Annotated in this window: 20 protein-coding genes and 1 pseudogene; 11 read left to right on the forward strand and 10 right to left on the reverse strand. The window is 71.6% G+C overall.

Annotated features, from left to right (window positions below; all coding sequences use genetic code 11):
- Positions 1-192: 192 nt before the first annotated feature.
- The 3 genes and pseudogenes from NQU54_RS04270 to NQU54_RS04285 form a co-directional block, all read left to right on the forward strand.
- Positions 193-851, forward strand: a pseudogene (locus NQU54_RS04270) (IolE/MocC family protein); the annotation flags it as partial.
- Positions 852-963: 112 nt separating this feature from the next.
- Positions 964-1,830 (forward strand): sugar phosphate isomerase/epimerase family protein, encoded by an 867-nt coding sequence (locus NQU54_RS04280; RefSeq protein ID WP_257629814.1) that lies wholly within the window; start codon positions 964-966, stop codon positions 1,828-1,830.
- Positions 1,831-1,994: 164 nt separating this feature from the next.
- Complete coding sequence (locus tag NQU54_RS04285) at positions 1,995-2,519, forward strand: hypothetical protein (protein WP_257629815.1); 525 nt, start codon at positions 1,995-1,997, stop codon at positions 2,517-2,519.
- Between the two features lie 57 nt (positions 2,520-2,576).
- On the opposite strand, the gene NQU54_RS04290 is transcribed toward NQU54_RS04285, so the two are convergent.
- Complete coding sequence (locus NQU54_RS04290; protein ID WP_257629816.1) at positions 2,577-3,629, reverse strand: acyl-CoA dehydrogenase family protein; 1,053 nt, start codon at positions 3,627-3,629, stop codon at positions 2,577-2,579.
- A 113-nt stretch (positions 3,630-3,742) separates the two neighbouring features.
- A complete protein-coding gene (locus NQU54_RS04295; RefSeq protein ID WP_257629817.1) occupies positions 3,743-4,489 on the reverse strand; it encodes a TetR/AcrR family transcriptional regulator C-terminal domain-containing protein in 747 nt (248 codons plus the stop codon).
- A 96-nt stretch (positions 4,490-4,585) separates the two neighbouring features.
- Here NQU54_RS04295 and NQU54_RS04300 point away from each other — a divergent pair, with 96 nt between their 5' ends.
- On the forward strand, positions 4,586-6,109 hold the full coding sequence (locus tag NQU54_RS04300) for an MFS transporter (RefSeq protein WP_257629818.1): 1,524 nt from the start codon (positions 4,586-4,588) through the stop codon (positions 6,107-6,109).
- Positions 6,110-6,164: 55 nt separating this feature from the next.
- Here the strand turns inward: NQU54_RS04300 and NQU54_RS04305 are convergent, their stop codons facing one another.
- From NQU54_RS04305 to NQU54_RS04320, 4 genes are all read right to left on the reverse strand, one after another.
- On the reverse strand, positions 6,165-7,142 hold the full coding sequence (locus NQU54_RS04305) for an iron-containing redox enzyme family protein (RefSeq protein ID WP_257629819.1): 978 nt from the start codon (positions 7,140-7,142) through the stop codon (positions 6,165-6,167).
- 90 nt (positions 7,143-7,232) lie between these two features.
- Positions 7,233-8,711 carry an aminotransferase class I/II-fold pyridoxal phosphate-dependent enzyme gene (locus tag NQU54_RS04310; protein ID WP_257629820.1) on the reverse strand — a complete coding sequence of 493 codons (1,479 nt, stop codon included), beginning with the start codon at positions 8,709-8,711 and terminating at the stop codon, positions 7,233-7,235.
- A gap of 74 nt (positions 8,712-8,785) precedes the next feature.
- On the reverse strand, positions 8,786-9,301 hold the full coding sequence (locus NQU54_RS04315; RefSeq protein ID WP_257629821.1) for a DUF6328 family protein: 516 nt from the start codon (positions 9,299-9,301) through the stop codon (positions 8,786-8,788).
- An 89-nt stretch (positions 9,302-9,390) separates the two neighbouring features.
- Positions 9,391-9,624: a DUF6480 family protein gene (locus NQU54_RS04320; RefSeq protein ID WP_167499851.1), complete on the reverse strand. Its 234-nt coding sequence runs from the start codon at positions 9,622-9,624 to the stop codon at positions 9,391-9,393.
- Positions 9,625-9,908: 284 nt separating this feature from the next.
- Here NQU54_RS04320 and NQU54_RS04325 point away from each other — a divergent pair, with 284 nt between their 5' ends.
- A complete protein-coding gene (locus tag NQU54_RS04325; protein ID WP_257629822.1) occupies positions 9,909-11,621 on the forward strand; it encodes a hypothetical protein in 1,713 nt (570 codons plus the stop codon).
- Here NQU54_RS04325 and NQU54_RS04330 read toward each other — a convergent pair.
- A complete protein-coding gene (locus tag NQU54_RS04330) occupies positions 11,618-13,741 on the reverse strand; it encodes a P-loop NTPase family protein (RefSeq protein ID WP_257629823.1) in 2,124 nt (707 codons plus the stop codon). The two genes, NQU54_RS04325 and NQU54_RS04330, sit on opposite strands and share 4 nt — an antisense overlap.
- Positions 13,742-13,979: 238 nt before the next feature.
- Here NQU54_RS04330 and NQU54_RS04335 point away from each other — a divergent pair, with 238 nt between their 5' ends.
- From NQU54_RS04335 to NQU54_RS04355, 5 genes are all read left to right on the forward strand, one after another.
- A complete protein-coding gene (locus tag NQU54_RS04335; protein WP_257629855.1) occupies positions 13,980-14,546 on the forward strand; it encodes a 2Fe-2S iron-sulfur cluster-binding protein in 567 nt (188 codons plus the stop codon).
- A complete protein-coding gene (locus tag NQU54_RS04340) occupies positions 14,543-15,526 on the forward strand; it encodes an FAD binding domain-containing protein (RefSeq protein ID WP_257629824.1) in 984 nt (327 codons plus the stop codon). The genes NQU54_RS04335 and NQU54_RS04340 overlap by 4 nt, the downstream gene beginning before the upstream one ends.
- 9 nt (positions 15,527-15,535) lie before the next feature.
- The gene (locus NQU54_RS04345; RefSeq protein ID WP_257629825.1) at positions 15,536-17,761 is read left to right on the forward strand and encodes a xanthine dehydrogenase family protein molybdopterin-binding subunit; all 2,226 of its coding nucleotides are present in this window, start codon (positions 15,536-15,538) and stop codon (positions 17,759-17,761) included.
- 160 nt (positions 17,762-17,921) lie between these two features.
- Complete coding sequence (locus NQU54_RS04350; RefSeq protein WP_257629826.1) at positions 17,922-18,428, forward strand: hypothetical protein; 507 nt, start codon at positions 17,922-17,924, stop codon at positions 18,426-18,428.
- A 59-nt stretch (positions 18,429-18,487) separates the two neighbouring features.
- A complete protein-coding gene (locus tag NQU54_RS04355; protein ID WP_257629827.1) occupies positions 18,488-19,288 on the forward strand; it encodes an aminoglycoside adenylyltransferase domain-containing protein in 801 nt (266 codons plus the stop codon).
- Positions 19,289-19,345: 57 nt separating this feature from the next.
- Here the strand turns inward: NQU54_RS04355 and NQU54_RS04360 are convergent, their stop codons facing one another.
- Positions 19,346-20,473 (reverse strand): zinc-binding dehydrogenase, encoded by a 1,128-nt coding sequence (locus NQU54_RS04360; protein ID WP_257629828.1) that lies wholly within the window; start codon positions 20,471-20,473, stop codon positions 19,346-19,348.
- 331 nt (positions 20,474-20,804) lie between these two features.
- Between NQU54_RS04360 and NQU54_RS04365 the strand changes: the two genes are divergently transcribed.
- The gene (locus NQU54_RS04365; protein ID WP_257629829.1) at positions 20,805-21,461 is read left to right on the forward strand and encodes a hypothetical protein; all 657 of its coding nucleotides are present in this window, start codon (positions 20,805-20,807) and stop codon (positions 21,459-21,461) included.
- Positions 21,462-21,506: 45 nt separating this feature from the next.
- On the opposite strand, the gene NQU54_RS04370 is transcribed toward NQU54_RS04365, so the two are convergent.
- On the reverse strand, positions 21,507-22,415 hold the full coding sequence (locus NQU54_RS04370) for a phytoene/squalene synthase family protein (protein WP_257629830.1): 909 nt from the start codon (positions 22,413-22,415) through the stop codon (positions 21,507-21,509).
- A 177-nt stretch (positions 22,416-22,592) separates the two neighbouring features.
- Positions 22,593-23,228 (reverse strand): TetR/AcrR family transcriptional regulator, encoded by a 636-nt coding sequence (locus tag NQU54_RS04375; RefSeq protein ID WP_257629831.1) that lies wholly within the window; start codon positions 23,226-23,228, stop codon positions 22,593-22,595.
- Between the last annotated feature and the right edge of the window lies 1 nt (position 23,229).

Consider the following 23,229-nt stretch of genomic DNA (forward strand, 5'->3'; position numbering starts at 1 on the left):
ACATCTCCCCAGATCCACGGAGCGAAGGGAAATCAGCGTGATGCCGTTCGAAGTGCTGACCATGGGCCGTGTGGGAGTGGATGTGCACCAAGGCGGTGCGCCGCTTCCAGCGCAAGATCAAGGTCGGCATCATCGGCGTCAGTGTGCCGGTGCCCCCTCGCCCACCGTCCCCACTCCGCAGAAGGACACCCCATGGCAACGGCGCCATCCCCACTCAGCACCACCGCGGGCGATCTGTGCCTGGGCTCCGCCCCCGACTCCTGGGGCATCTGGTTCCCCGAGGACGAGCACCAGGTTTCCCGCACCCGCTTCCTCGACGAGCTGGCCGCGGCCGGCTACCAGTGGCTGGAGCTCGGCCCGTAAGGTTATCTGCCCACCGACCCTAAGCGGCTGAAGGACGAGCTCGACGCCCGTGGTCTGCGGGTGTCCGGCGGTACCGCGTTCGGGGCGCTGAACGAGTCCGACAGCTGCTACACCAACCTCTGCCTGGACACCGGACATGTGGCCTACGGCGGCGGTGACAACCTCGACCTGATCCGCAGCTTCGGCGAGCGCGTGGGCTATGTGCACATCAAGCAGATGGGCCCCGCCGTCCTCGCCCAGGTGACCGCCGAGAACCTCTCCTTCGGCGAGGCCGTCAAGCGCGGCGTATGTGTCTCGCCGCCCGCGGGGGTGCCCAAGCCGGCCGATGTGGTGGCCGAACTCGCCGCGCTGGACGCCGAGTTGTTCGTCATCGTCGAGCAGGATCTGTACCGTGCGCACCCGAGGTGCCGCTGCCCATCGCCGTCAGCACCCGTGAGCACCTGGCCGGCTGCGGCCTGACCGGAACCCGACGTCCGACCCTCCCTGGGACAGCTACGCCGCCACCGTCATCACCGACGCCGCCGTCCGGTCCCTGGAGTCGGGCGGCCAGGTCATCACCGTCGGCATGAAGCCCCGACCCGCGTTCTACGGAGCCACCTCGTGAAGATCGCACTCGACCCCTATATGCTCCGCGCGCTGCCGCTCGACGAGATGGTGCGCACGGTCGCCGAACTCGGCTATGAATACATCGAGTTGTCCCCACGCGACGACTTCATACCGTTCTTCCTCCACCCCCGGGCGGACGACGACCGCGTCGCGGCGCTCAAGCGGGCCCTGCGCACCCACGGTGTGCGGCTCTCCTCCGTGCTGCCGCTGTACAAGTGGTCCTCGACCGACGAGACCGAGCGGCAGGCCGCCGTCCGCTACTGGAAGCGGATGATCGAGATCACCGCCGACCTCGAATGCCCGCTGATGAACTCGGAGTTCAACGGCCGCCCCGAACGCGCCGCCGAGAGCGAGGCCGCCTTCTGGCGCTCGCTGGAGGAACTGCTGCCGCTCTTCGAACGCGAGGGCATCGCCCTCAACCTGGAGGCCCACCCGGACGACTTCTGCGAGGAGAACACCCCCGCCGTCGATCTGGTCCGCGCCATCAACAAGCCCTGGGTGAACTACCTCTACTGCGCTCCGCACACCTTCCATCTCTCGGGCGCCGACCCGACGGCGGACATCGCGGCGATGATGCGTTACGCGGGCGACAAGCTCCAGCATGTGCACATCGCGGACTCCTTCAACCACAAGGGCTCCTCCGGGCTGCGCTACATCCTCAACCCGCCCGGCACCCCCGCCCGCATCCACCAGCACCTGGACATCGGCCAGGGCGAAGTCGACTGGGACACCTTCTTCGGCACCCTCCGGGAGCTGAACTTCGACGGCGTCGCCACCTCATGTGTCTTCGCCTGGGAGGAACGGGCGCGGAAGTCCTCCGCCTTCATGCTGAACCGCATCCGTAAGGAGCTCACGGCGTAGCGCACGGCGTGGATGGGGCCACGGGGTCGCGATCGCCTCGTCCGCCCCATGGACCCCATCCACGCCGCCTGAGCGCAAGGATCCCGTCAAAGGTGTTCGCGGCGGCGTAAGAGGCGCGTCAGGGCGCATTCCCCCTGGTCGTACGCCCGACATAGCGTGCTCGTATGGAACGGATCATGGCCTGGTCCGCCCGGACGCCCCGTGGCCGCCGTCAGGGCGCGAACGCGCGGTGGGCGGTGTGTATCGCGCTGGCGTTCGCCGGGGTGACCACGCTGCTCGACTGGGCCTCGGGCGGGCTCACCGTGGCGCGGGCCGATCTGTGGGCCCTGCTCGGAGTGGCCGCCTTCACCGTGCTCCGGCCACCGCGGGTGGCGGCGGGCGGCGGCTGGCTGACGGTACGCGGTCTCGTACGCGTCCGCCGGGTGCGTATCGACGCCCTGGCCGGGGTGTGGCAGGACGGCCGGATCGCCACCCGGCTGATCCTGTGGGATGTCCACGGCCGCCGGGTGGCGCTCGACCTCCGCGCCCTGGCCGCGGACCCCGTGCTGTGGCATGAGCTGGAGACCGGTGCCCGGCGCTCCCTCGAACGCGGTACGTTGCGGCACGGCACCGAAATCCTGCGGTTGCTGGGCCGCGATCTCGACGACACGGCCGCCCGGGGCATCCTCGGGGCGTCGGGCCTGGAGTAGGCACACGGGCAGCGTCGGGCCTTCTCAGGGCACACCCCCCGGGGCCCCGGCGGCGGGTCAGCCGCGCAGCGCCCGCAGATGTGCGCTCCGGACGTCGGTGGTCTGGCCCTGCACCACCAGGAACAGGCCCTCCCGGGCCAGCCGCTGGGCGGGGCTGCCGAGGCCGAAGGCCCGGCCGCCGCCCGCGACGAGCGCCGCGGTGGTGGCGGCGCGCAGCACCTCGTAGGCCCGGGTCTTCACCGCGAGCCGGTCGGTCAGGCGCTCGCCCGCGGGGACCTCGTCCACCAGCGCGTACGCCTCCCGGCGGACCTCACGCAGCCGTTCGGCCAGCACCTGTGCCGTCTCCTTCGCCTCCGCGTCTCCGGCGGCCGCCAGCAGGTCCAGGGCCGCGCCGGCCACGCCGAACACGGCGGGGTTCGGGTTGGTGTTCTTCGGCCGGTCCGTGACCGCCCACTCCTCGTGAGGACGGCTCCAGACCACCGCCTCCTCGGGCACCACCAGGCCGTCCAGCTCCAGGCCGACCGTGCGGGTGCCGGTCAGCGCGGCCAGTTGGAGCGGCGGTGTGGGCCGCAGACCGGGCTGCTCCCGGGCGTCCGCGAAGGCGAACAGCGCCTCACCGTCGTCGGTGACCCCGGCCAGCAGCATCACGTCGTTCAGGCCCCAGCCGGTGTACCACGGCACCCGGCCGTCGAAGCGCCTGCCGCCCGGGACCCGGGTGACCCGCACCGGTCTGCGGGGGAAGGCCCGCAGATGGGAGAAGGCGATACCGGACAGCAGTGTGCCCTCGCACAGCGGCCGCAGCAGCCGCTCGCGCACCGGGGAGCCGGAGGTGGCGAGCATTCTGACCGGGGTGTGGTGCTGGGCCTGGACGAAATAGGTGGAGCAGCAGGCCCCGGCGAGGATCTCGGCGATCTCGCGGGCGACCGCGTCCGGCGCCTGCGCCCCGCCGTACGCCGCGGGGCCGCTCACCCCGAGCACCCCGGACCTCTTGACCTCGGCGATCGCGGCCGGCGAGACACCCTCGCGGTCGGCGGACTCGGCGCCGGGGGCGAGCACCTCGTCGGCGAGGCGCCGGGCCGCCTCGATCAGCGTCGGGGCCGCGGCGGTCATGAACGCTCCTTTCGTCGGCACGTCGGCACGTCGGCACGTCGGCACGTCGGCCGGTCGGCTCGTCGCTTCGTCGGGGTGGGCCTGTCCGGCCACGTGTCACGTCGCCGGGCCGCTTACGCGTGAGCGTCGGGGGACGTGAGACCGGCGAGCAGCAGACGCATGCCGCGGCGGAAGTGGGAGTCCCAGTCGTCCTCTTCGAGGAGCGGGAAGTGACCGGCGAGGGTGGGGTATTCGTCGATATGGGCGCGGATGTGGGCGTCCACGGCCGAGCGGGTCGCCGCCTCGTCGGAGCGCTGTTGCCACACCGCCTCGGAGGAGGCCGAGCCGATCACATAGTGGGTGATGGTGGCCGCGGCGGAGGACAGGTGGACCCCTTCGAAACCGCCCGTGGTGAGCGCGGTGTAGGCGAACTCCGAGGAGCGCAGGGCGTTGGGCCCCACGAGGGGGCGGGAGTTGGCCAGGGCCGCGGCCCACGGATGGCGCAGGAGGACCGAGCGCAGGCCGGTCATGAACGCCTCGATGTCCTCCTGCCATGAGGCGCTGTGCTCCTCGGGGAGGTCGAGTTCGGCGAAAACCGCGTCGAGGGCCAGGTCGAGGACGTCGTCCTTGGTGGCCACATGCCAGTAGAGGCTGGTGGCGTGGGCGCCGAGCCGCTCGGCGAGCCGTCGCATGCTCAGCTTCTGCACGCCGTCGCGGTCCAGCAGCTCGACGGCGGTGGCGATGATCCGCTCATGTGACAGCTGAGGCCGTGGCCGGGACGTCTTCTCCGCGCGGAACCATACGGCTCCCGGCGCGTTCTCCAGCGCCTTCTTCCCTTTGTTCCCGTTCGTTCCCTTGTTCCCATTCGGCTTCGCGCTCACGAGCCCGCAGCCTACCTCGTTGCCGTTACGGCTCCATTCCTCCTACAGTGGTGGATAGATTCATACACTGTTTGGGAAATGGAACGAGGGAGGACCATGAGCGACGAAGAAGGCCATCCGCGCCGGTGGGCGATCCTGGTGGCGCTGTGCGCCGCCCTGCTCGTGATCGTCATCGACAACACCGTCCTGCATGTCGCGGTGCCCGCCATCGGCGATGCCTTCGACGCCTCGACGGACCAGCTCCAGGCGGTGATCGACGCCTATGTCGTGGTCTTCGCCGGACTCCTCATCACCGCGGGGGTGCTCTCCGACCGCTACGGGAGGCGGCGCGCCCTCGTGGCGGGACTGCTGGTCTTCGGGGCGGCCTCGGCGCTCGCCGCGGCGGCCCCGTCGGTCTGGTGGCTGATCGCCATGCGGGCGCTCATGGGGGTGGGCGCGGCGCTGGTGATGCCCGCGACGCTCGCGGTGCTCGTCGTGGTCTTCCCCGAGCAGGAGCGCCCGCGGGCCTTCGCGGTGTGGAGCGCCGTCGCCTCCGTCGGCATGGCGGCGGGGCCGCTGCTCGGTGGCGCCCTGGTGGACATGTGGAGCTGGGCGGGGGTCTTCCTGATCAACATCCCCGTGGTGGCGGTGGCGCTGTTCGGGGTCGTACGGCTGGTGCCCGAGACGCGGGCGCCCGATCGCCGCGGGCTGGATCCGTTCGGCACCGTCCTGGTCACCGCGGGCATGACCGGCCTGGTGTGGGCCCTGATCGAGGCCCCGGCGTACGGGTACACCGCGCCCGCGGTGCTGGGCGGGGCGGCGGTGGCCCTGATGGCGCTGATCGGCTTCGGCGTGCGGCAGCGGCGCTCCGCGGCGCCGATGGTCGATCTGCGGCTCTACCGGGACCGGCGGTTCTCCGGGGCCAGCTTCGCGGTGGCGGTGATGACGATCGCCACCGGCAGCACCCTCTTCGTGCTGAGCCAGTATCTGCAACTGGTGCTGGGCTACAGAGCGTTCGAGACCGGGCTGGCGGCGGTGCCACTCGCGGCGGGGGTCGTGGCGGGCTCGACCGTGGGCGGCCGGGCACCGGCCAGGTTCGGGCCACGGGCCTGCATCGTCGCCGGGTTCACCGTCACCGCGGCCGGATTCGTGGTGCTGGCCTCGCTCTCCGAGGGCAGCGGCTACGTGGCGGTGTCCATCGGGCTGGCGCTGGCCGGTGTCGGATCCGGTATCGCGGGGCCCTCGGCCACCAGCACGGTGCTGGGGGCGGTGCCGCCCGAGCGAGCCGGAATGGGCTCCGCGCTCAACGACACCCACCAGCAACTCGGCATCGCCCTGGGCGTGGCCGGGCTGGGCAGCCTGCTCGCCACCGTCTACCGGGGCAAGCTGCCGGACGGTCTGCCCGACGACGCGATGTCCTCGCTCGGGGCCACCCTGTCCCACGCCCGGGACCACGCGGACGGCGGGGCGCTGGCCGGCGCTGCCCGCTCGGCCTTCACCGATGCCCAGTCCGTCACGATGAGCGTCGGGGTGGCGGCCGCCCTGGTCGGCGCGGCCGTTGCGCTGTTCGCACTGCCGGGCCGCGCCACCCGGGCGACGGCACCCGACCCGGAGTCCGAGGAGGCGGGGCAGCGGGGATGAGCGGGGGCGCGGCGCCAGGGCGATACCGACCGGCAACTACCGCTTCCGGGCGGGATCACAGCGGAACGCGCAGTGCGGACCGGCCCTCCCGCCAGGCGCCCAGAACCTCCTCGGCGAAGCGGTCCTCCAGGAGCACGGTGGCGTCGACGCCGAACGCCACATCCTTGGCCAGTGCGGGCTCGCGCGTCAGAAGGCCGTCGATCACCCCGTGGCGCACGACCTGCTCGTGGACGGCGTCGGCCTCGACATGCTCGGTGTAGAAGAACACCGCCGCCTCGCCGGCGCCCAGCCGCCGCAGCGCCTGGGCCAGCCGGTCCGACGCGGGCGAGGAGGTGATCTCGACCGTCGCGAAGTGTCCCACCAGAGCGCCGCGCAGCGCCCTGTGCAACCCCAGCAGCGACATCATGTTGACCACGGCCAGCATCCGCGCCGACGTGGCGTTCAGGTAGTGGTTGTACGTCGGGTCCAGAGCCAGGTCGGTCATCAACTCGGCGAAGAGCTCCGCGTGCACCCGCTCCCCGCGCCCGGCCCCGAACTCGTCGTACTCCACCGCCGCCATCGCCGCCTTGGCCCGGCCCCGCAGCCGTGGAACGACCCATACATGCGGGTCGGCCTCCTTGAGCTGGTACAGCGACCGATGCGCGATGTACTCACGCATCTGCCACAGCTCGCCCTCGTCCCGGAGGTGATGTGACACCCCCGCACCGTCCACCGGCTCCACCAGCAGCCCGGCCACGGCGGCTTGCGGGTCGTCGTGGGCGGTGGCCTCGGAGCGCAGCGCATCCAGAAAGCGCCACTCCAGCACCTGCCGCACCCGCAGCAGATCCGGGTCCCACTCCCATGCGTCGTCCACACCGGAGAACCCCTGGTAGTGGAGCTCGTAGCACACATACAGCGCGAGCTGTGCGTCATCGCCGTAGGGATCGGCCGCCCGGAGCGACCGGCCGCCGGGCAGCGTCGCCCCGCCGGGCTCGCGTACGAGAGCGTCGAGGAGCGCGCCGGACACCTCTCCCCGCGCCGTGGGCAAGGGCATCGGCCGGGCCGTCTCCGCCGGACGTGTTTCACTCACTGTTCCCTCTGCCTCTGTCGTGGTATCTCGGATCGGCCCGCGCCGGTGTGTGCGTCAATCGGCCCCTGTCCCCTCGGCCAGGACGCGGATGGTGTCCAGCCCGGGGTCGGCCGCGTCGGGGAGGTTCATCCCGGCCTTCACTCCGGTCCGCAGATAGTCCAGGACCGGCTGCTTCAGCACCTCGCCGGGCAGCACGGCCGGTATGCCCGGCGGGTAGGGGGTGATCATCTCGGCCGCCACCCGGCCCGCCGCGCGGGCCAGGGGCACATCGGCCACGGAGCCGAAGTAGGCGTCACGCGGCAGGCAGGACTGCGCCATCCGCAACTCGCCCGGTGCCGGCACGGCCACCTCGGGAGCGGGCCGCAGATCGTCCGCATGGCCGGCCAGGTCGCGCAGCGCCGTCAGCAGCGCGCCGGTCGTCGAGGTGTCATCGGCGTGGGTGAGTTGGGCGCTGATCCGGCGGTGGTCGGCGAGGTGCGCGTTGACGCCGTGGTGGTCCCGGAGCCAGTCGGCCGCCCGGTAGCCACTGACCCCGAGACCGGTGAGGTCGATGACGACGGGGAACGGATCGAAGTCGGTTGCGAGACCCGGGCCCACGTAGTCCGCGCGCCCGTCCACATGCAGTCCGCCGATGGCCTCGATCTCCTCGCGCACCGCATGCGCCCGGTGCAGGGCCGCGCCGAGCAGTTCCTCGCCGCCCAGCGCCATCTGCCGGCGCCATCCGTCCATTCCCGCGTAGAGGAGCACGGACGGGCTCGTGGTGCCGAGCAGATCGGCGCGGGACCTCAGGACGGCCGGGTCGATCAGATCGCCCTGGAGGTGGAACACCGAGCCCTGCTCCAGGCCGCTGCCCATCTTGTGGATGCTGGTCACACAGACGTCGGCGCCCGCGTCCATGGCCCAGCTCGGCAGCTCGGAGCAGAACGGCAGATGCGCTCCCCACGCCTCGTCGACGATGAGCGGGCGTCCGCGCCGATGGCAGACCTCGGCGATCCCCGCCAGGTCGGCGCAGGACCCGTATGGAGTGGGGCTGGTCACCAGGGCTCCCCTGGCCTCCGGACACGCGTCGAAGGTCCGCTCGAACGACGCGGCTGACGGCGGATGCGCGATATGGCGGGCACCGTCCCATTCGGGTTCCACCCAGGCCGGCCGGACACCGGAGATGATCAGGCCGGAGACCACCGATTTATGCGCGTCCCGGCCCACCAGCAGGGTCTCGTGGGGTCCTGCCACCGCCAGCATCGCCGCCTTGACGGAGAGCGAACTGCCGCAGGTCGAGAAGAAGGTGTGCCCGGCGCGGACCGCGTCCGCCATCAGCGCCTCCGCACGCTCCAGCACGCGGCCCGACCCCAGCCGGTCGTCCAGGCCACCGAAAGCGAGGAGGTCGGTGCGGAACACCTCGTCCCCCAGAACCTTGACGACCTCCGGGTCGGCACCCCGGCCCTGCTTGTGCCCGGGCGGAGTGAATGGAAGGGCCCCGCGCCGGTGGTACCGGGCCAGGGCCTCCAGAACGGGAGCCTCCATGTGATCCATGCGCGACGGGTGCCCCGCCACCTGGACGGAAAACCGTGCGGGACGCCGGGCCGTACGGCCGGGCGGCGCACCCCTCAGCGCTCCCTGCGCGAGCGGTGGAAAAGCCACAACGCGGGTACGAACCAGCAGGTCACAAACCAGATCACGGCCGCGGCCACCAGCCAGAACGCGGTCACATCGGCCACGACCACACGCAGGATCAGCAGCAGCGCCGACGCCACCGTGCACAGCAACAGCACCAGCCCGGCCACGGTGAAGCGGGAAGCCCAGTCCACCGTTTCCGGCTTCAGCCGGCGCCCGGTGACGATCCGGTGCAGGGCCACCGGCGCGATCAGCGCGCCGGTGGCCGCCGCCCCCAGCAGGACGGTCACGACGTAGATGCCCCGGTCCACCTGGCCCAGACCCTGGAAACGCGGTGTGAAGGCGACGGTGAGCAGGAACGCGAACAGGATCTGCACACCCGTCTGCGTCACCCTCACCTCCTGGAGCAGTTCGGCCCATTTGCGGTCCGCCCGCTCCTCGCGGGTCTCCACACGACCGGACCGTGCCTCGTGGCCGCCGTTCCTCGGCGCGTCGTGGTCGTCACGCATCTACGGGACCTCCTTCGGGTCCCGCCACGGGTTCCCACCCACCCCGAAGGGCGAACATCACACAGCCGAGCCCCGGAGAAGCCCTCGGGTCACCTCAGCACGTCGACGGCGAACGCGACGCAGAAGGCCACGAACAGCGCCACGAAGAGCCAGATGACGATCGTGGGCCCCTTCGACCAGCCCTTCGTGGGGTTGTACGTCTCCCGCGGACCCGTCTCCGAGAGGCCGTCTTCGGCCGGTGGGGTCTCCCCCGGGGGTACTCCCACATGTGGCTGGAGCCGGGGAGTGCGGTCGGGGTCAGTGGCCGGGTTCCGCTGGTCCATGTCCGATGCGCTCCTCTCCGCCTGCGGCGTGCCGGCTGCCCGGGTTCCGCCACCCCGTTCGAGGCGCTCTCCCCGGTGGCCACTTCCCACGATACGGCGGAAGCCACGCCGCGCACGTCACGGCGTTCGTGGCGTACGGGAATGGCCTCTTGTCGCGCGGTCCCGGCCAGGCGTCCGGATCGCACCCGCGGCAGGTGGGACGTGGGCGGCCCGGACACGCGATAACGTGGTGCGCTGCCGACCGCGCTTACCGAGGACGTTGCGTGACCAGCAGGAGGTGACGAGTGGGGTCAGCCGATCCCCTGCCCATACGGGTACCGGTCGGTGCGGACTCCGATCGCTGGGCCAGCCGCGCGACGCATCGCCGCGTTCTGCTGGTGGTGCACAACGTCACCTCCGCCGGGCGCCTGCTGGACGTGCTGCCGCTGTTCCACGACGACTTTCGAGTACAACTGCTGGCCACGTCGACGGAGTCATCCGCGTTCCAAGGTGGCATCCGCGAGCTGTTCGCGGAGCTGGGTCTGCCCGTGCTGCCGTGGGAACAGGCGCTGGAAACACCGGTGGACCTGGCGGTTTCCGCCAGCTTCGGTGGACAACTCCACCGCCTGCCCGGCAAGTTGGCCGTATTGTCCCATGGTGTCGGATACACCAAGAAGCTGATGGCACCGGGGGCCGGTGGCCAGGAGCCGACGTTCGGGTTGTCACCGGAGTGGCTGCTGGCGAACGGCGAACCCTTCGTGGACGGTCTCGTACTGTCCCATCCGGAGCAGCTGGAGCGGTTGCGAAACACCTGCCCCGAAGCCGAGGCGGCGGCCGTCCTCGCGGGCGACCCGTGCTTCGACCGCCTGCTGGCCGGCCGGCCGTACCGGGAGCGGTTCCGGCGGGCGCTGGGCGTGCGGCGCGGTCAGCGGCTCGTAGTGCTGAACTCCACCTGGAACCCGGAGGGTCTCTTCGGAAACGGCGGTGACCACGACGTCCTGCCGAGTCTGCTGCCCCGGCTCGCCGCCGAGTTGCCGGCCGACGACTACCGGCTGGTGGCCGTATTGCATCCGAACATCTGGTACGGGCATGGCCCGGGGCAGATCCGGGTGTGGCTGGACCGGGCCCGACGCGGCGGCCTCACCCTGATCGACCCCGTACACGCATGGCGGCAGGCCCTGCTGGCGGCGGATGTCGTCGTGGGGGACTTCGGGGCGGTCTCCTACTACGCGGCGGCGCTGGGCATCCCCGTACTGCTGGCGTCGGCCACCCGGGACAGACTGGATCCGGCGGCGCCACTCGCCACATTCGTCCGGGAAGCGCCGCGACTCGATCCACACGGCCCGCCACGGGATCAGCTGGAGGAACTGCTGGCGTGGCACCGCCCGCTCCCCGGTCCCGCGGAGTTCACCAGCTCGGCCCCGGGCGCCTCGGCGGCGCTGCTGCGGCGGCTCTTCTACACGCTGATGGATCTCCCCGAGCCCGCGGCCCCCGCGCTGCTGGAGCCGCTGCCGCTGCCACCGTACGATCCGCCACGGCGCACCGCTCCCCTGAACGTCCGTACGCGTGTGCACGGAACCGAGGTCCGGGTCGAGCGCACCACGGGCCACCCGTACGACGCCGTGGGCGAGGCCCATCTCGCCGTGCACGAGGACACCCGGGACCCCGGCGACCTGGAGCCGGCCGACGTGATCGTACGCGAGGGGCGGCCGGACGACCCCCGCCTCGGTGGCCCGCGGGAGTGGACCGCGGAGGTGCTGGACCGGTATCCGCACTGTGCGCTCGCCGTGTATGTGAGCGGACCGGACCGCTGCACCGTACGCAGCCGGGAACACGGCGTGTTCGAGCTGTCGGCGGGCCCGGGCGCGGACGCCGACCCGGCGGCGTACGCCTCCTCGCTGCACGCATGGCTGGCGGGCGGCCGCACCGTGCCGCCCGGTGGGACGACGCTCCGGGTGCACACGGCCGGCGGTGTGCACCCGGTGGCGGTGGCACCCGGTGGCGGTGGCGCCCGCTAGCGCGGGGCCTGGCAGCGCAGCCGCAGACGGGCGAGATGCGTCAGATGCGGGGTCGCCTGCTCCGGGTTGAGCAGCCGCTCGGCCTCGGTGATCTTCGTCAGGGCCTCGGCGTCGTCGCCGGCGTCGTGCAGTGTCTCGGCGAGGTCGGTGAGGGTGCGGGCCTGGTTGTACGCCTCTCCCCGCTCCGCGAAGAAGTCCCGTACGGCCTCCAGGCGTACGCGGGATTCCTCCAGCCGGCCCAGACCGCGCAGGGCTCGCCCCTGGTGGCGTTCGGCCAGGGCGAGGGCACGTGGCAGGTCCTCCGCGCCCTCCTGGCCGGGGGTGATCCGCCGGTAGACGCGCTCCGCCTCGACGAACCGCTCGTACGCCGCCTCGTAACGCCACCCGTTCAGACTCAGCAGGCCCAGCATCTCCAGGGACGACGCCTCGCCCCGTACGTGGCCCGCCGCGCGTTCACACGCGGCGGCGGTGCGCACTTCGCGGTCGGCCTCCTCCGCCCGCCCCAATTCGCCGAGGCAGTGCCCCAGTTGGAAGTGGAGCGCGCCCGCCATGCGGGAATCCGCGCGATACCGGTCGGCACACCGTGCCCCGACCCGGAGGGCGGGCAGCACCTCGTCCCACCGCCCGGCCTTCAGCTGGACCGGCCACAGCGCGCGGGCCAGCCGCAGCGCGGTGTCGATGTGCTGGTACTCCTCCGCCACCGAAACCGCCCGGACCACGTTTCCGGCCTCGGCCAGCAGCACCGCCATGCCCTCGGCCTCGTCGCGGTACGCGGTGCCCTCCGCCGGTGCGGGCTCGGTCCGCCAGCTCTGCGGCAGCGCCGCGTGCGCGGCGTGCAGCGCTCGGTTGAGCAGTCCGTCGAGGGCCCGGGAGATCGCCGCGGAGCACTCCGGGATGCCGTGTTCCAGGGCCGCGGTGTCCGCCAGCGCGTGACGCACTTCGGGCCGGAATCGGTACCGGCCGTCGCCCAGGGGCTCCACCAGCTGCACCTCGGCCGCTTCCACGAGCATCCCGGCGGCCTCCTCCCGGCCCACCTGCGCGGTCTCCGCGGCCAGCCGGGCGTCGAGCGCGGGCCAGCCGCCCAGCGCGGTCAGCCGGCAGAGCCGCGCCGTATCCGGCCGGAGGCGGCGGCAGGCGTTCCGCACCATGCCGTGCACCGGATGGCGTGCCGAGGACTCCGCCACCTCCTCCGGCAGGGGCGGCTCCTCGGCCAGCAGGCTCATCGCCGCGGCCTTCAGGGCGAAGGCGTTGCCCGCGCAATCGCCCAGCAGGGCCGGCATCCGCGGCTTGGCCAGCGCCACCTTCTCCGGCGTGGCCACCTTGCGCAGCATCTTCACCGCGTCCCGGTCGCTCAGCGGAGGCACCGCGATGCGCTCCGCCTCCAGCGCGAAGGCCGGACCGGAGGCGACCACCAGCAGGAACACCTCCGGCGTGGCCGGAACGAGGCCGCGGACCTGCGCCGCGGAGGACGCGTGGTCGATCACCACCAACGCCCTGCGGCCGGTCAGCATCCGCCGATAGAGCTCCACGCGCGCCGGCTCCGCGGGCGGAATCAGCTCGGGCTCGACGCCCATCCGACCGAGCAGGCGCAGCAGGACGGCGGACGGCTCCAGCCCGCTCTCCCCGGGGGCATCGCGAAGGTCGACGTAGAACTGCCCGTCGGGGTACCGCGCGACCTGGTCGGCGCCCCAGTGGAGGGCCACCGCGCTGGTGCCGATCCCGGGCGGCCCGTATAACAGCGCGACCCGTGGCCGCCCCGCCGCGGCGCGGGTCGCCTCCCGCCTCAGCTGCCGCAGGACGGTCTGTCGGTCGGTGAAGTCGCGCGTGGCGGGCGGCAGTTGAGCCCCGGGGCGCAGCGCCACCGCCGAATCCGGCAAGGTCCGCAGCAGAAGGGCCCATTCACCGCCACGCCGCCCGTCCCGGCCGAGCCGCGGATGCATCTCCCGCGCCAGCACCTCCCACCCCTCCGGGGTGGTCGGCAGCGGTGTCTCCCGCCCCAGGGTCCGTCTCACCAGCGCGCCCGTCGACAGCAGCATCTGCTTGCCCATCTCCCCGGCGGCGCCGTTCCCCACCGCGGTGAGGAACGCGGTGAGCGCACTCACCGTCACGACCTCGAACACACCGGCCCCTCCCCTGGTACCCATCCGAACCCTGGCCGGACTGTATCCCCGCGGCCATGACGGGGAACAGTCGAACCTCTCCGCACACAATCAGTTATCCGCGGGCGACACGCCGTGAACCACATCCTCGCGGTGCGGCGGTCGCGTTCTCGCGAGAGCCTGGAGAAGGAGAGCGTGCCCGGCGGTGGCGCCGCACATCCACGGTGGCACCTGCGCCTGGCGAGGAAGGCGGGCCATGATGAGCGCTTCAGAAACCGCCGTGGGGCGGAGCCAGGGCGAGATGGCCCCACTCTCGGCGATCACGTTGAACGTCAACGATCAGGTGCGGCAGCTCCAGGTGGATCCACGGACCTCGCTGCTCGACGCGTTGCGTGAACACCTGCGTCTGAGCGGGACCAAGAAGGGGTGTGACCACGGGCAGTGCGGCGCCTGCACGGTCCTGATCAACGGCCGCCGCGTCAACTCGTGTCTGACGCTCGCCGTGATGCATGAGAACGACGCGATCGTGACGATCGAGGGCTTGGGCGATCCCGGCCATCTGCATCCCATGCAACGGGCCTTCGTCGAACGTGACGGCTTCCAATGCGGCTACTGCACCCCCGGCCAGATCTGTTCGGCCGTCGGCATGCTCGCCGAGGTGGAAGCGGGCTGGCCCAGCCACGTCACCGCCGATGTTGCCACGCCGGGGATCGCGTTGACCGACAACGAGATCCGCGAGCGAATGAGCGGCAACATCTGCCGGTGCGCCGCCTACCCGAACATCGTCGCGGCCATCCGCGGCAGCGCGGAGGGAGGTCCGGGATGAGGTCCTTCACCTACGAGCGGGCGACGGACCCACGGGCCGCCGTCGCCGCGGTGTCCCGCTCCGGTGCGAAGTTCATCAGCGGCGGCACCAACCTGCTCGATCTGATGAAGCTCGACATCGAGGATCCCAGCCATCTGGTGGACATCAGCCGGCTTCCGCTGCGGGACATCGAGGAGCTGCCGGACGGTGGACTGCGCATCGGCGCCCAGGCGCGGAACTCCGACGTGGCCGCCGACGCCCGCGTGCGCACCCGCTACCCGGCGCTGTCGGAGGCGCTGGTGTCCGGCGCCTCGGGCCAGTTGCGCAACAAGGCGTCCACCGGCGGAAATCTGGTGCAGCGCACCCGCTGCCCCTACTTCTACGACACGGCCGCGGGCTGCAACAAGCGCGATCCCGGATCCGGCTGCGCGGCGATCGGCGGGTTCAACCGGATACACGCGATACTCGGCGCCAGCGACTCCTGCATCGCCACCCACCCCTCGGACATGGCCGTGGCGATGACCGCGCTCGAAGCGCAGATCGAGCTGCTGCGCGCCGACGGCTCGGCGCGCCGCGTCGCCATCACCGACTTCTACCGGCTGCCGGGCGACACACCGCATATCGAGAATGTGCTGGAGCCCGACGAGATGATCACGGGTGTGCTGCTGCCGCCGCCCCTGCCGGGCCGACAGCTCTACCGCAAGGTGCGGGACCGGGCGTCGTACGAGTTCGCGCTGGTCTCGGTGGCGGCCGTCGTCTCGACCGAGCGGGGAACGATCAGTGAGGCACGGGTGGCGTTCGGCGGTGTGGCGCACAAGCCGTGGCGGTCCGTCGAGGCGGAGGACGCGCTGACCGGCCGTCCGGCCACGATGGCCACCTATCGCGCCGCCGCCGAGGCGGCCATGCGCGACGCGGTCGGGCGGGGGCACAACGACTTCAAGATCGAACTGGCCAAGCGCACGCTGTGCCGCACGCTGGCGCAAGCGGCCGGGGCGAGCTGAGGAGGCGAGATGATCGGGCAAGCTGTGAACCGCGTCGACGGCCCGCTGAAGGCCACCGGCCGGGCGACCTACGCCTACGAGCACTGGGAGGCCGGTCAGCCGCTCTACGGCTTCATCGTCGGCGCGACGATCGGCAAGGGCCGCATCACCCGGATCGACACCGAGGACGCCGAACGCGCGCCCGGTGTGCAACTGGTGATGACCTATCTCACCACCCCCGAGCAGGGCCCCCGCGACGAGTCCATTCCCTTCGAGTACTGGCGAGCCCAGCCGGTGCTGACCGGCCCGGACATTCACTATTACGGCGAGCCGGTGGCGCTGGTCGTCGCCGAGACCCTGGAGGAGGCCCGGTCCGCGGCCGATCTCGTCGAGGTCGAATACCGCGCCGGGCGGGGACGCTTCGACTTCGGCGAGTTCGAAGACGTCTACATCCCCAAGACGGTCAACGCCGGCCTCCCCACCGACACCGCGGTGGGCGACTTCGACGCCGGGTTCGCCGGGGCGGAGGTCAAGGTCGACCAGCAGTACACGACGCCGTACGAGTTCTCGTTGCCGATCGAACCGAACGCGTGCATGGCGGAGCCGCGCGGCGAGGACCTGGTCATCTACGTCAGCTGCCAGATCACCGACGCGGCGCGGGACTCGGTCGCCAGCACACTGCGGATGGCCCCGGAGCGGGTGCATATCCTCGCCCCCTTCGTCGGCGGGGGATTCGGCTCCAAGCTGGGCATCCATTCGGAGACGATCCTGGCGGCGTTCGCCGCCCGCACGCTGCGCCGGCCGGTCAAGGTCGCGATGACCCGCCAGCAGGTCTTCCAGCTGGTCGGTATGCGTCCCACATCGAGCCAGCGGGTCCGGCTGGGCGCGGGGCGCGACGGACGGCTGTCCGCGATCGCCCACGACGTCACCATGCACACCAACCCCGACATCGAGTACGCGGAGCAGACCGCCGCCACCACCCGCAGCCTCTACGCCGCGCCCCACCGGCTGACCAGCCACCGGCTGACGGCACTCGACCTGCCACGCGGGACGGACGTCCGCGCGCCGGGCGAGGCGCCGGGCATGCTGACGGTCGAGTCGGCGATGGACGAACTGGCCGATGCGCTCAGGATGGACCCGGTCGAGCTGCGGATCCGCAACGAGCCCACCGTCGATCCCGAACGGGACGTGCCGTACAGCGACCGGCACCTGGTGGACTGCCTGCGCGAAGGCGCGCGCCGGTTCGGCTGGGAGAACCGCCCGGCCACCCCCGCGAGCGTACGCGACGGACAGTGGCTGATCGGCTACGGCATGTCGGCCGCCATCCGGGGACACTTCCAGGGGCCGACGGCGGTCCGGGTGCGGCTGGAGACGGACGGCACCGCGGTCATCCAGACGGACATGACCGACATCGGCACGGGCACCTACACCATCCTGACCCAGGTCGGGGCCGAGGGACTCGGACTCCCGCTCGAACGGGTGCGGATCGAGCTGGGACGATCCGATCACCCCACCAGCTGGGGGTCCGGCGGCTCATGGGGCGCCACCAATTCCTGCACCGCGGTGCACCGGGCCTGCATGACCCTGCGCGAGAAGCTGCTGGACACGGTCCGCGACGACGCACGCTCCCCGCTGCACGGCCTGGACCCGGCGAACGCCGTGTTCTCCGATGGCAACGTGGGCACCGACGGCGCGTCCGAGGCGCTGGGCGAGATCGTCGCGCGCAACCACCCCGAGGGTGTGGAGGCGGAGGGCCGGACCCTCTTCATGGGCGACGATCCGAACTACTCGGCCTACTCGATCAACACCTACGGGGCCACTTTCGCCGAGGTGGGGGTCGACGCGGACACCGCCGAGATCCGTCTGCGGCGGATGCTCGGCGTGTACTCGGTGGGCCGTGTGTTCAACCCGAAGACGGCCCGCTCGCAGCTGATCGGCGGCATGATCTGGGGGGTCGGCGCGGCCCTCGAGGAAGAGGCCGTCGTCGACCCGCGCTCCGGCGCCTTCGTCAACCGGGACTTCGCGGGGTACCTGGTGCCGGTCCACGCCGACATCCCCGACGTCGATGTCGTCGTCCTCGAGGGGTACGACGACAAGGCCAACGTCCTCGGCGCGAAGGGCCTCGGCGAGGTGGGCATCTGCGGGTCCGGTGCGTCGGTGGCGAACGCGGTGTTCAACGCCACGGGAGTGCGCGTACGCGACTTCCCCGTCACGATCGAGAAGCTGCTGCCCGGACTGCCGCCCATGGACGCGTGAGCGCGTCTCATCCAACCGGCGCGGCCACCGAGCCCGTCGGGCACCGTCCGGTGGCCCAGTGCGCGTGTCACGCCGTGCTCCCGCCCTTGCGCTCGACTCTCGGCGGCGGTAAGCAAAGCTGCATTGGTTGCCGCCGTGGCGTGGGGCAGGGGGAGGCCGTATGGACCAGGGACTCGCGGCCTTCTTCGCCAGTATGGCCGCCCTTCTCGGTGCCCTCATCGGTGGCGGATTTTCGGCGCGGGCGGCGCGTATCGGCGGCGAGAAGACCGTGGAAGCCGCACGCCAGCAGGTGAGGGACCAGGCGCAGGCGGAGGCGGATCGCTGGTTCCTACAGGCCCGGCATGACGCCTACCAGGTCATCTTGGGGGCCATCGACGCGTACACGGACGCCCTCATCCTGCCCACGACGGAAGCACAGGCCGTGGAGGCGGCGAAGCAGCGGTTCCGCTCGGCCGAACTACGGGTCAAGGTGGTGGGCCCCGAGACAGTCCGAAGCGCGGCCAACGAGTTGTCGCTCACCTTCATCGGTGTGCAACGGGTCCTCGACGACAGGCAGCCGATCGAGTCGTGGATGGCGAGGCGGATCGAGGAACATCACGACGCGTTCGTCAAGGCCGTGACCGCTGTGTACGCATGGGATGCCGACACCACGCGGGATGTTCCGTAAGGCGATTCCAGCGCCAACGGCCATCCACCCACTCACGTCACACAATGGATACTGGGCACGTGGCCCACTCTCGCGAGGACCCGCCGTCCCTCCCCACGGAACCGCGGCCCTATCTGGAAGAGCTTGTCCGGCGCACCCGCACGGTGTGCGGGCCTCATCTGGTGAGCGTCCTCGCGGTCGGTTCCGTCGCGCTCCGGGACTATCGGCACGGCCGCAGCGACGTCGATGTGACGGTCGTCGTGGAGCCGTCACTACCCGGATCGGCCCTGCACGACCTGGCCACGGCCCTCGCCCACCCTCATCTGCCCTGCCCCGCGGCGGGCCTGGAACTGGTGGTCTACGGAACGGATTTCGTCAGCCGTCCCTCCGGCGACGCCGGGTACCTCCTGGACCTCAACACCGGCCCGCTGCTGCCGAACCGGGCCGACTTCGACCCGGCGCGGTCCCCGGCGTTCTGGTACGTCATCGACCGCTCCGTCGCCCACCAGACCGGGCTGACGCTGTTCGGCCGCCCGGCCCGGGAGGTGATCGCCGCGCCGGATCGCCCGGACTTACTCGCCGCGATCCGCGCCTCCGTCCATGAGCACAGCGCCGGCGAAGGCCACCTCGCGGACAACCGCGTGCTCAACGGCTGCCGCTCGGCGGTGTTCTGCCGTACGGGCCGCTGGCTGGCCAAACGCGTGGCAGCGCATGAAGTCGCCCTGACCGAGGAGGAGTTCCGGCCGCTCATCGAGGCCGCGGTGCACAGCTTCGAGCGCCCCCGCTCCTCCGCGGTCCCGCTGCCCACCGCCGAGGTGCGAGCCTTCCTGACCTGGGTACGCGAACGGGTCGAGCAGGCCGCGCGGGCGACCGGGACCTGAGCGGGGTCCGCGGCCTTCGCCCACGGCAGAGGCCGACCGCTTGCTCGAGCCTCGCGCTCAGGGCCGCAGCAGGATGCGGATCGGGTTGCCCTCCCGCTCGCGCAACCGGCGGATGCCCTCGTTCACTTCTTCCAGGGGCAGGATCGCGCTGACCGACCCGGAGATGTCCAGACGGCCCCGGGCGGTCAGCTCGACCAGGTCCTCCAGATGTTCCATGCGATATCCGGTGTGTCCGATCACGGTGTGGCGGTTGCGCACGAAGTGGAGTTCCGGGCCCATGGCCAGAGGGTCGGGAGAGATCCCGACGAGCACCAGGCGGCCCCGGTGGCCGAGGGCCCGCTCCGCCTGGGTGAAGGTGGGCGTGCGGCCCACGCAGTCGAAGGCCACGTCCAGGCCCTTGCCGCCGGTGATCTCCTTCAGCCTGGCCCGGGTGTCGTCGTCCGTCGGGTCGAGCGCGAAGTCGGCGCCCAGGGCGAGGGCACGTTCGCGGGCGGCGGGCAGGGGGTCGAGGGCGACGATCGGGGACGCGCCGCAGATGCGGGTCAGCTGTACGAGGTGGGTGCCCAGGCCGCCCAGCCCCCAGATACCCACGGCTTCGGCGGACCGCAGCTGGACGGTGTCGATGGCGCCGTACGGGGTGGAGACGGCGTCGGCGAGCACGGCGGCGTGTTCCAGGGGTACGGAGTCGGGCACGGCGATGAGCGTGGTGGCGTCGGTCAGGACGTACTCGGCCCAGGCGCCATCGTAGTGGAAGGCCATGACCTGGAGGTCCTCACAGGTGTTCGTGCCACCGCCGAACCGGCAGGCCGGACATGTGCCGCACGCCCTCCCCGCGCCCAGGACCACCCGGTCGCCCGCCTTCCAGTGCCCGGCGCCACCGCCGACCGCCGCCACCACACCCGATGCCTCATGGCCGGGGGTGACCACCGGCAGCCGGGGCGCGATATGGCCGTCCAACTGGCTCAGATCCGACTGGCAGATACCGCACGCGGCCACCTTGACCACAACCTCGCCCGCCCCCGGCCGGGGCACGGGCACATCCTCGACCTTCAGAGTGCCCGCCGCCGTGTCGAACCGCGCCGCGCGCATCGTGGCCGGGAGGACATCCGCCACCGCGCCCGCCGCTGAGTCCGCTGAGCCGGCCGCGTCCGCGTCGGATCGTATCGGTCGTGCGTCCAAGGTCATCCGTGGTTCCTTTCAGGTGCTCGGCCGGTTGCCGGGCCAGGTCGCCACACGCCGGTCCGGGGGCGGCGAGTGATCACGATGCCGCACGCAGTCTGCCGCATGCGGCCAACGCCGCGTGACCCTGGTGGTTTGCGCGGAGAGGCTGACCGCGATGGCTCGAGGCCGCCGTGCAACTCCGGCACACGCGGCCGCGCGGCCCGAAGGTGTCATTGCAACGGTGTTGCCGGGCTTGACAGTTCGCCGGCAATGGCGAGGGCAACCTCCACTCGGCGTTCACACACATGTACCATCCAGCAGCAACATGGAATGCGCCCAGATGAGGGAGCTTGCAGTGGACACTTCTGCCGATAACGCCAGCCTGAAGTCCCAGTACGCCGCTCAGGTCGCCGCCGATCTGGAACGCAACTCCGCGGAGCGCGAACGTCTGGACTCCGAAATCGCGGCGCTGCAACAGCAGTTGGCGGTGCTGGAAGGCAACCGGGCACTTCTGCTCAGCATGCGGGAGACCCTTGGTGACGACGCCACCGCGGGTGTGCCGGAGAACGGTGGCCCCAGCGGTTCCGGAAATGGGGTGGCCGCGATAAGCGAGTCCCCGGCCCCGCCCGCCACGCGCAAGCCGAGGAAGAAGGCCGAAGCCACCGGCGGCAAACGGAAGGGGGCGGAGGCGGCCGGGAGTCGTCCGGGCCGTAAGCGGGTGCGGGAGGCGGGTGTGCCCACTCTCCGGGATCTCGTGCATGACCACCTCACCCAGCACGGCGGGCCCCGCTCGGCGGCCGAGATCACCACCGCCCTCGCCCAGGCCCTTCCGGAACGCGAGTTCAAGGGCACGGTCGTGCGCAGCACGCTCGAATCACTCGTCGCCAAGGGCCAGGCGCACCGCACCAAGCAGCAGAAGTCCGTCTTCTACTCGGCCGCCACCACGGACGCGGACACCGAGGTGGCCGAGCCCAGTGAGGCAGCCGGGCCCAGCGAGGCGCACGCTTCTTGAGAAGCCACGGACGGCGAGGCGAACACGCGCGCCTCGCCGTTCGGTTCAGCGCGGCTGACGGGCGTGGCGGCGCTCCCGGAGGAGCACCCGGGCGGTGGCCGGTACCGGTGGCCGGGCGGGGGCGCGGAGCAGGCCGGGGCCCTTGGCGGCGGCTGCCGTGGCCGTGAGTTGCTCGATCTCGATCATGGCGCGGAAGAGCGGCCGGCCCTCGGGCGGCGCGAGGCCGACCAGGTCCCGACTGGCGGACAGGCACTCGCGGGCCTGGCCGATCAGATGTGCCAGAAGGCTCCGGGTTTCCGGGGTGTCCCGGGCGTTCTCCAGGTCGGCGCGAGTGACACCATGCGCGTCGAGCGTCTCCCGCACCACGTTCAGGCGCCCGTCGGCGAGGTCTTCGGAGAGGTCGTTGACGCAGTCCAGGCGCTGGCTGCCGTCGATGTACGTGCGGCACGCCTCGCGGTAGCCCGCCTCGGGGTCCTCCCCGGTGAACAGGCCCGCGATCAGCATGAACGCGGGTAGCGCATACGCGTCCACGTAATGCTGGTAGTCCGCTTCGGTGGCGAATCCGGTGAACTCCAGCTCCATCGCGGCGGCGTCGAGGAAGTCCTCGACCCGGTCACGCAGCCCGGGGTGCGCGGAGACGGTGTGCAGCAGCGGCCGTACGGCGGCGTGGTCGCTTCCGCCACTTGCCAGGCCGTCGCGCACCTCCTTCACCCACTCCGCGCAGGCCCCGGCGCGCTCCGCGACGGGGCCGCTGTCGAGGAGGGTGTCCGTGCGATGCATGAAGGCGGTCGCCGCGATCAGATGCGGCAGCAGTGGCAGAGGCAGCAGCAGGCGCGCGGCGAGGTAGGAGCTGCGCCGGTAGCCCGCGACCACTTTCCGCTGGTGTGTGTAGTCCTCCCGCAGCCCCGGATCGCTGATCCCCGCGGCATCCAGCGCCCTGCCCCACAGGCCCATACCCGTCCCTCCCGATTCCGCAGTCTCCCGGCCGGTCGTTCGCGGCCTCAGGCGAGCCACCGGTCCCGGCCCCTGCCCGTGCGAACCACCGGTGGCGTCCGGCCGTGCCACCGTCGCGGTAGAGGCTACCGTCGGCGTCTCGCACCACCGGGCGGACACAGGACACGGTGGCCCCGGTCACCTGGCCTTGCGTGGCGCCGCGGGGGCCAGGCGTGCCACCGGCGGTAGCGGTGAGTGCTGTGGCGAGGCTTGGAACGCCTGGATCACGAGCGCGGCGAAGCGCCGGGAGGCCGCGACCCGGGCGGCTTCCGATGTGGTCTGGATGCCCCTGTTGGCCATGAGCATGAGGATCAGATCGTCCAGGACGAAGTCGGGGCGCAGATGGCCGGCGTCCTTGGCGCGGTGGGCCAGTTCCGCGATCGAGTTCAGCGCGTACGCGCGCTCCGCGACGAAGTCGATCGCGTTGGGGAAGGTCGCCATGAAGGCTTCGGTGAAGCCCCGGCTCCGAGCGTGCAGCTCACAGGTCTTCTCGATCACGAGGCGGAAGCCACGCCATGGATCCGGGTGGGCGAGCCCCTCGTCGACGATGGCGCGGCATGCGCGCATCTCGTCCGTGAAGGCTTCGGTGGCCAGCATCTGCTTGGTCGGGAAGCGGCGGTACAGGGTGGCGGGGCCGACCCCGGCGTGCCGGGCGATCTCCCTCATCGGCACCTTCAGACCTTCGGTGGCGAACAGGGCGCGGGCCGCGTCGAGGATGCGGTCGCGGTTGTCCAGGGCGTCGGAGCGCAGGTGGTGAGGCAAACGGTCGGTCACG

Origin of the sequence: Streptomyces malaysiensis subsp. samsunensis, assembly GCF_024519315.1 — a bacterium.
GTDB lineage: Bacteria > Actinomycetota > Actinomycetes > Streptomycetales > Streptomycetaceae > Streptomyces > Streptomyces malaysiensis.

Bases quoted from the DNA above. Each gene is read 5' to 3' on its own strand.
- NQU54_RS04335 (WP_257629855.1), top strand. From the start codon at position 13,980: ATGAGCGCTTCAGAAACCGCCGTGGGGCGGAGCCAGGGCGAGATGGCC.
- NQU54_RS04305 (WP_257629819.1), bottom strand. From the start codon at position 7,142: ATGCCCTTGCCCACGGCGCGGGGAGAGGTGTCCGGCGCGCTCCTCGAC.
- NQU54_RS04360 (WP_257629828.1), bottom strand. From the start codon at position 20,473: ATGACCTTGGACGCACGACCGATACGATCCGACGCGGACGCGGCCGGC.
- NQU54_RS04310 (WP_257629820.1), bottom strand. From the start codon at position 8,711: ATGGATCACATGGAGGCTCCCGTTCTGGAGGCCCTGGCCCGGTACCAC.
- NQU54_RS04300 (WP_257629818.1), top strand. From the start codon at position 4,586: ATGAGCGACGAAGAAGGCCATCCGCGCCGGTGGGCGATCCTGGTGGCG.
- NQU54_RS04315 (WP_257629821.1), bottom strand. From the start codon at position 9,301: ATGCGTGACGACCACGACGCGCCGAGGAACGGCGGCCACGAGGCACGG.
- NQU54_RS04340 (WP_257629824.1), top strand. From the start codon at position 14,543: ATGAGGTCCTTCACCTACGAGCGGGCGACGGACCCACGGGCCGCCGTC.
- NQU54_RS04370 (WP_257629830.1), bottom strand. From the start codon at position 22,415: ATGGGCCTGTGGGGCAGGGCGCTGGATGCCGCGGGGATCAGCGATCCG.
- NQU54_RS04350 (WP_257629826.1), top strand. From the start codon at position 17,922: ATGGACCAGGGACTCGCGGCCTTCTTCGCCAGTATGGCCGCCCTTCTC.
- NQU54_RS04290 (WP_257629816.1), bottom strand. From the start codon at position 3,629: ATGACCGCCGCGGCCCCGACGCTGATCGAGGCGGCCCGGCGCCTCGCC.
- NQU54_RS04345 (WP_257629825.1), top strand. From the start codon at position 15,536: ATGATCGGGCAAGCTGTGAACCGCGTCGACGGCCCGCTGAAGGCCACC.
- NQU54_RS04320 (WP_167499851.1), bottom strand. From the start codon at position 9,624: ATGGACCAGCGGAACCCGGCCACTGACCCCGACCGCACTCCCCGGCTC.
- NQU54_RS04285 (WP_257629815.1), top strand. From the start codon at position 1,995: ATGGAACGGATCATGGCCTGGTCCGCCCGGACGCCCCGTGGCCGCCGT.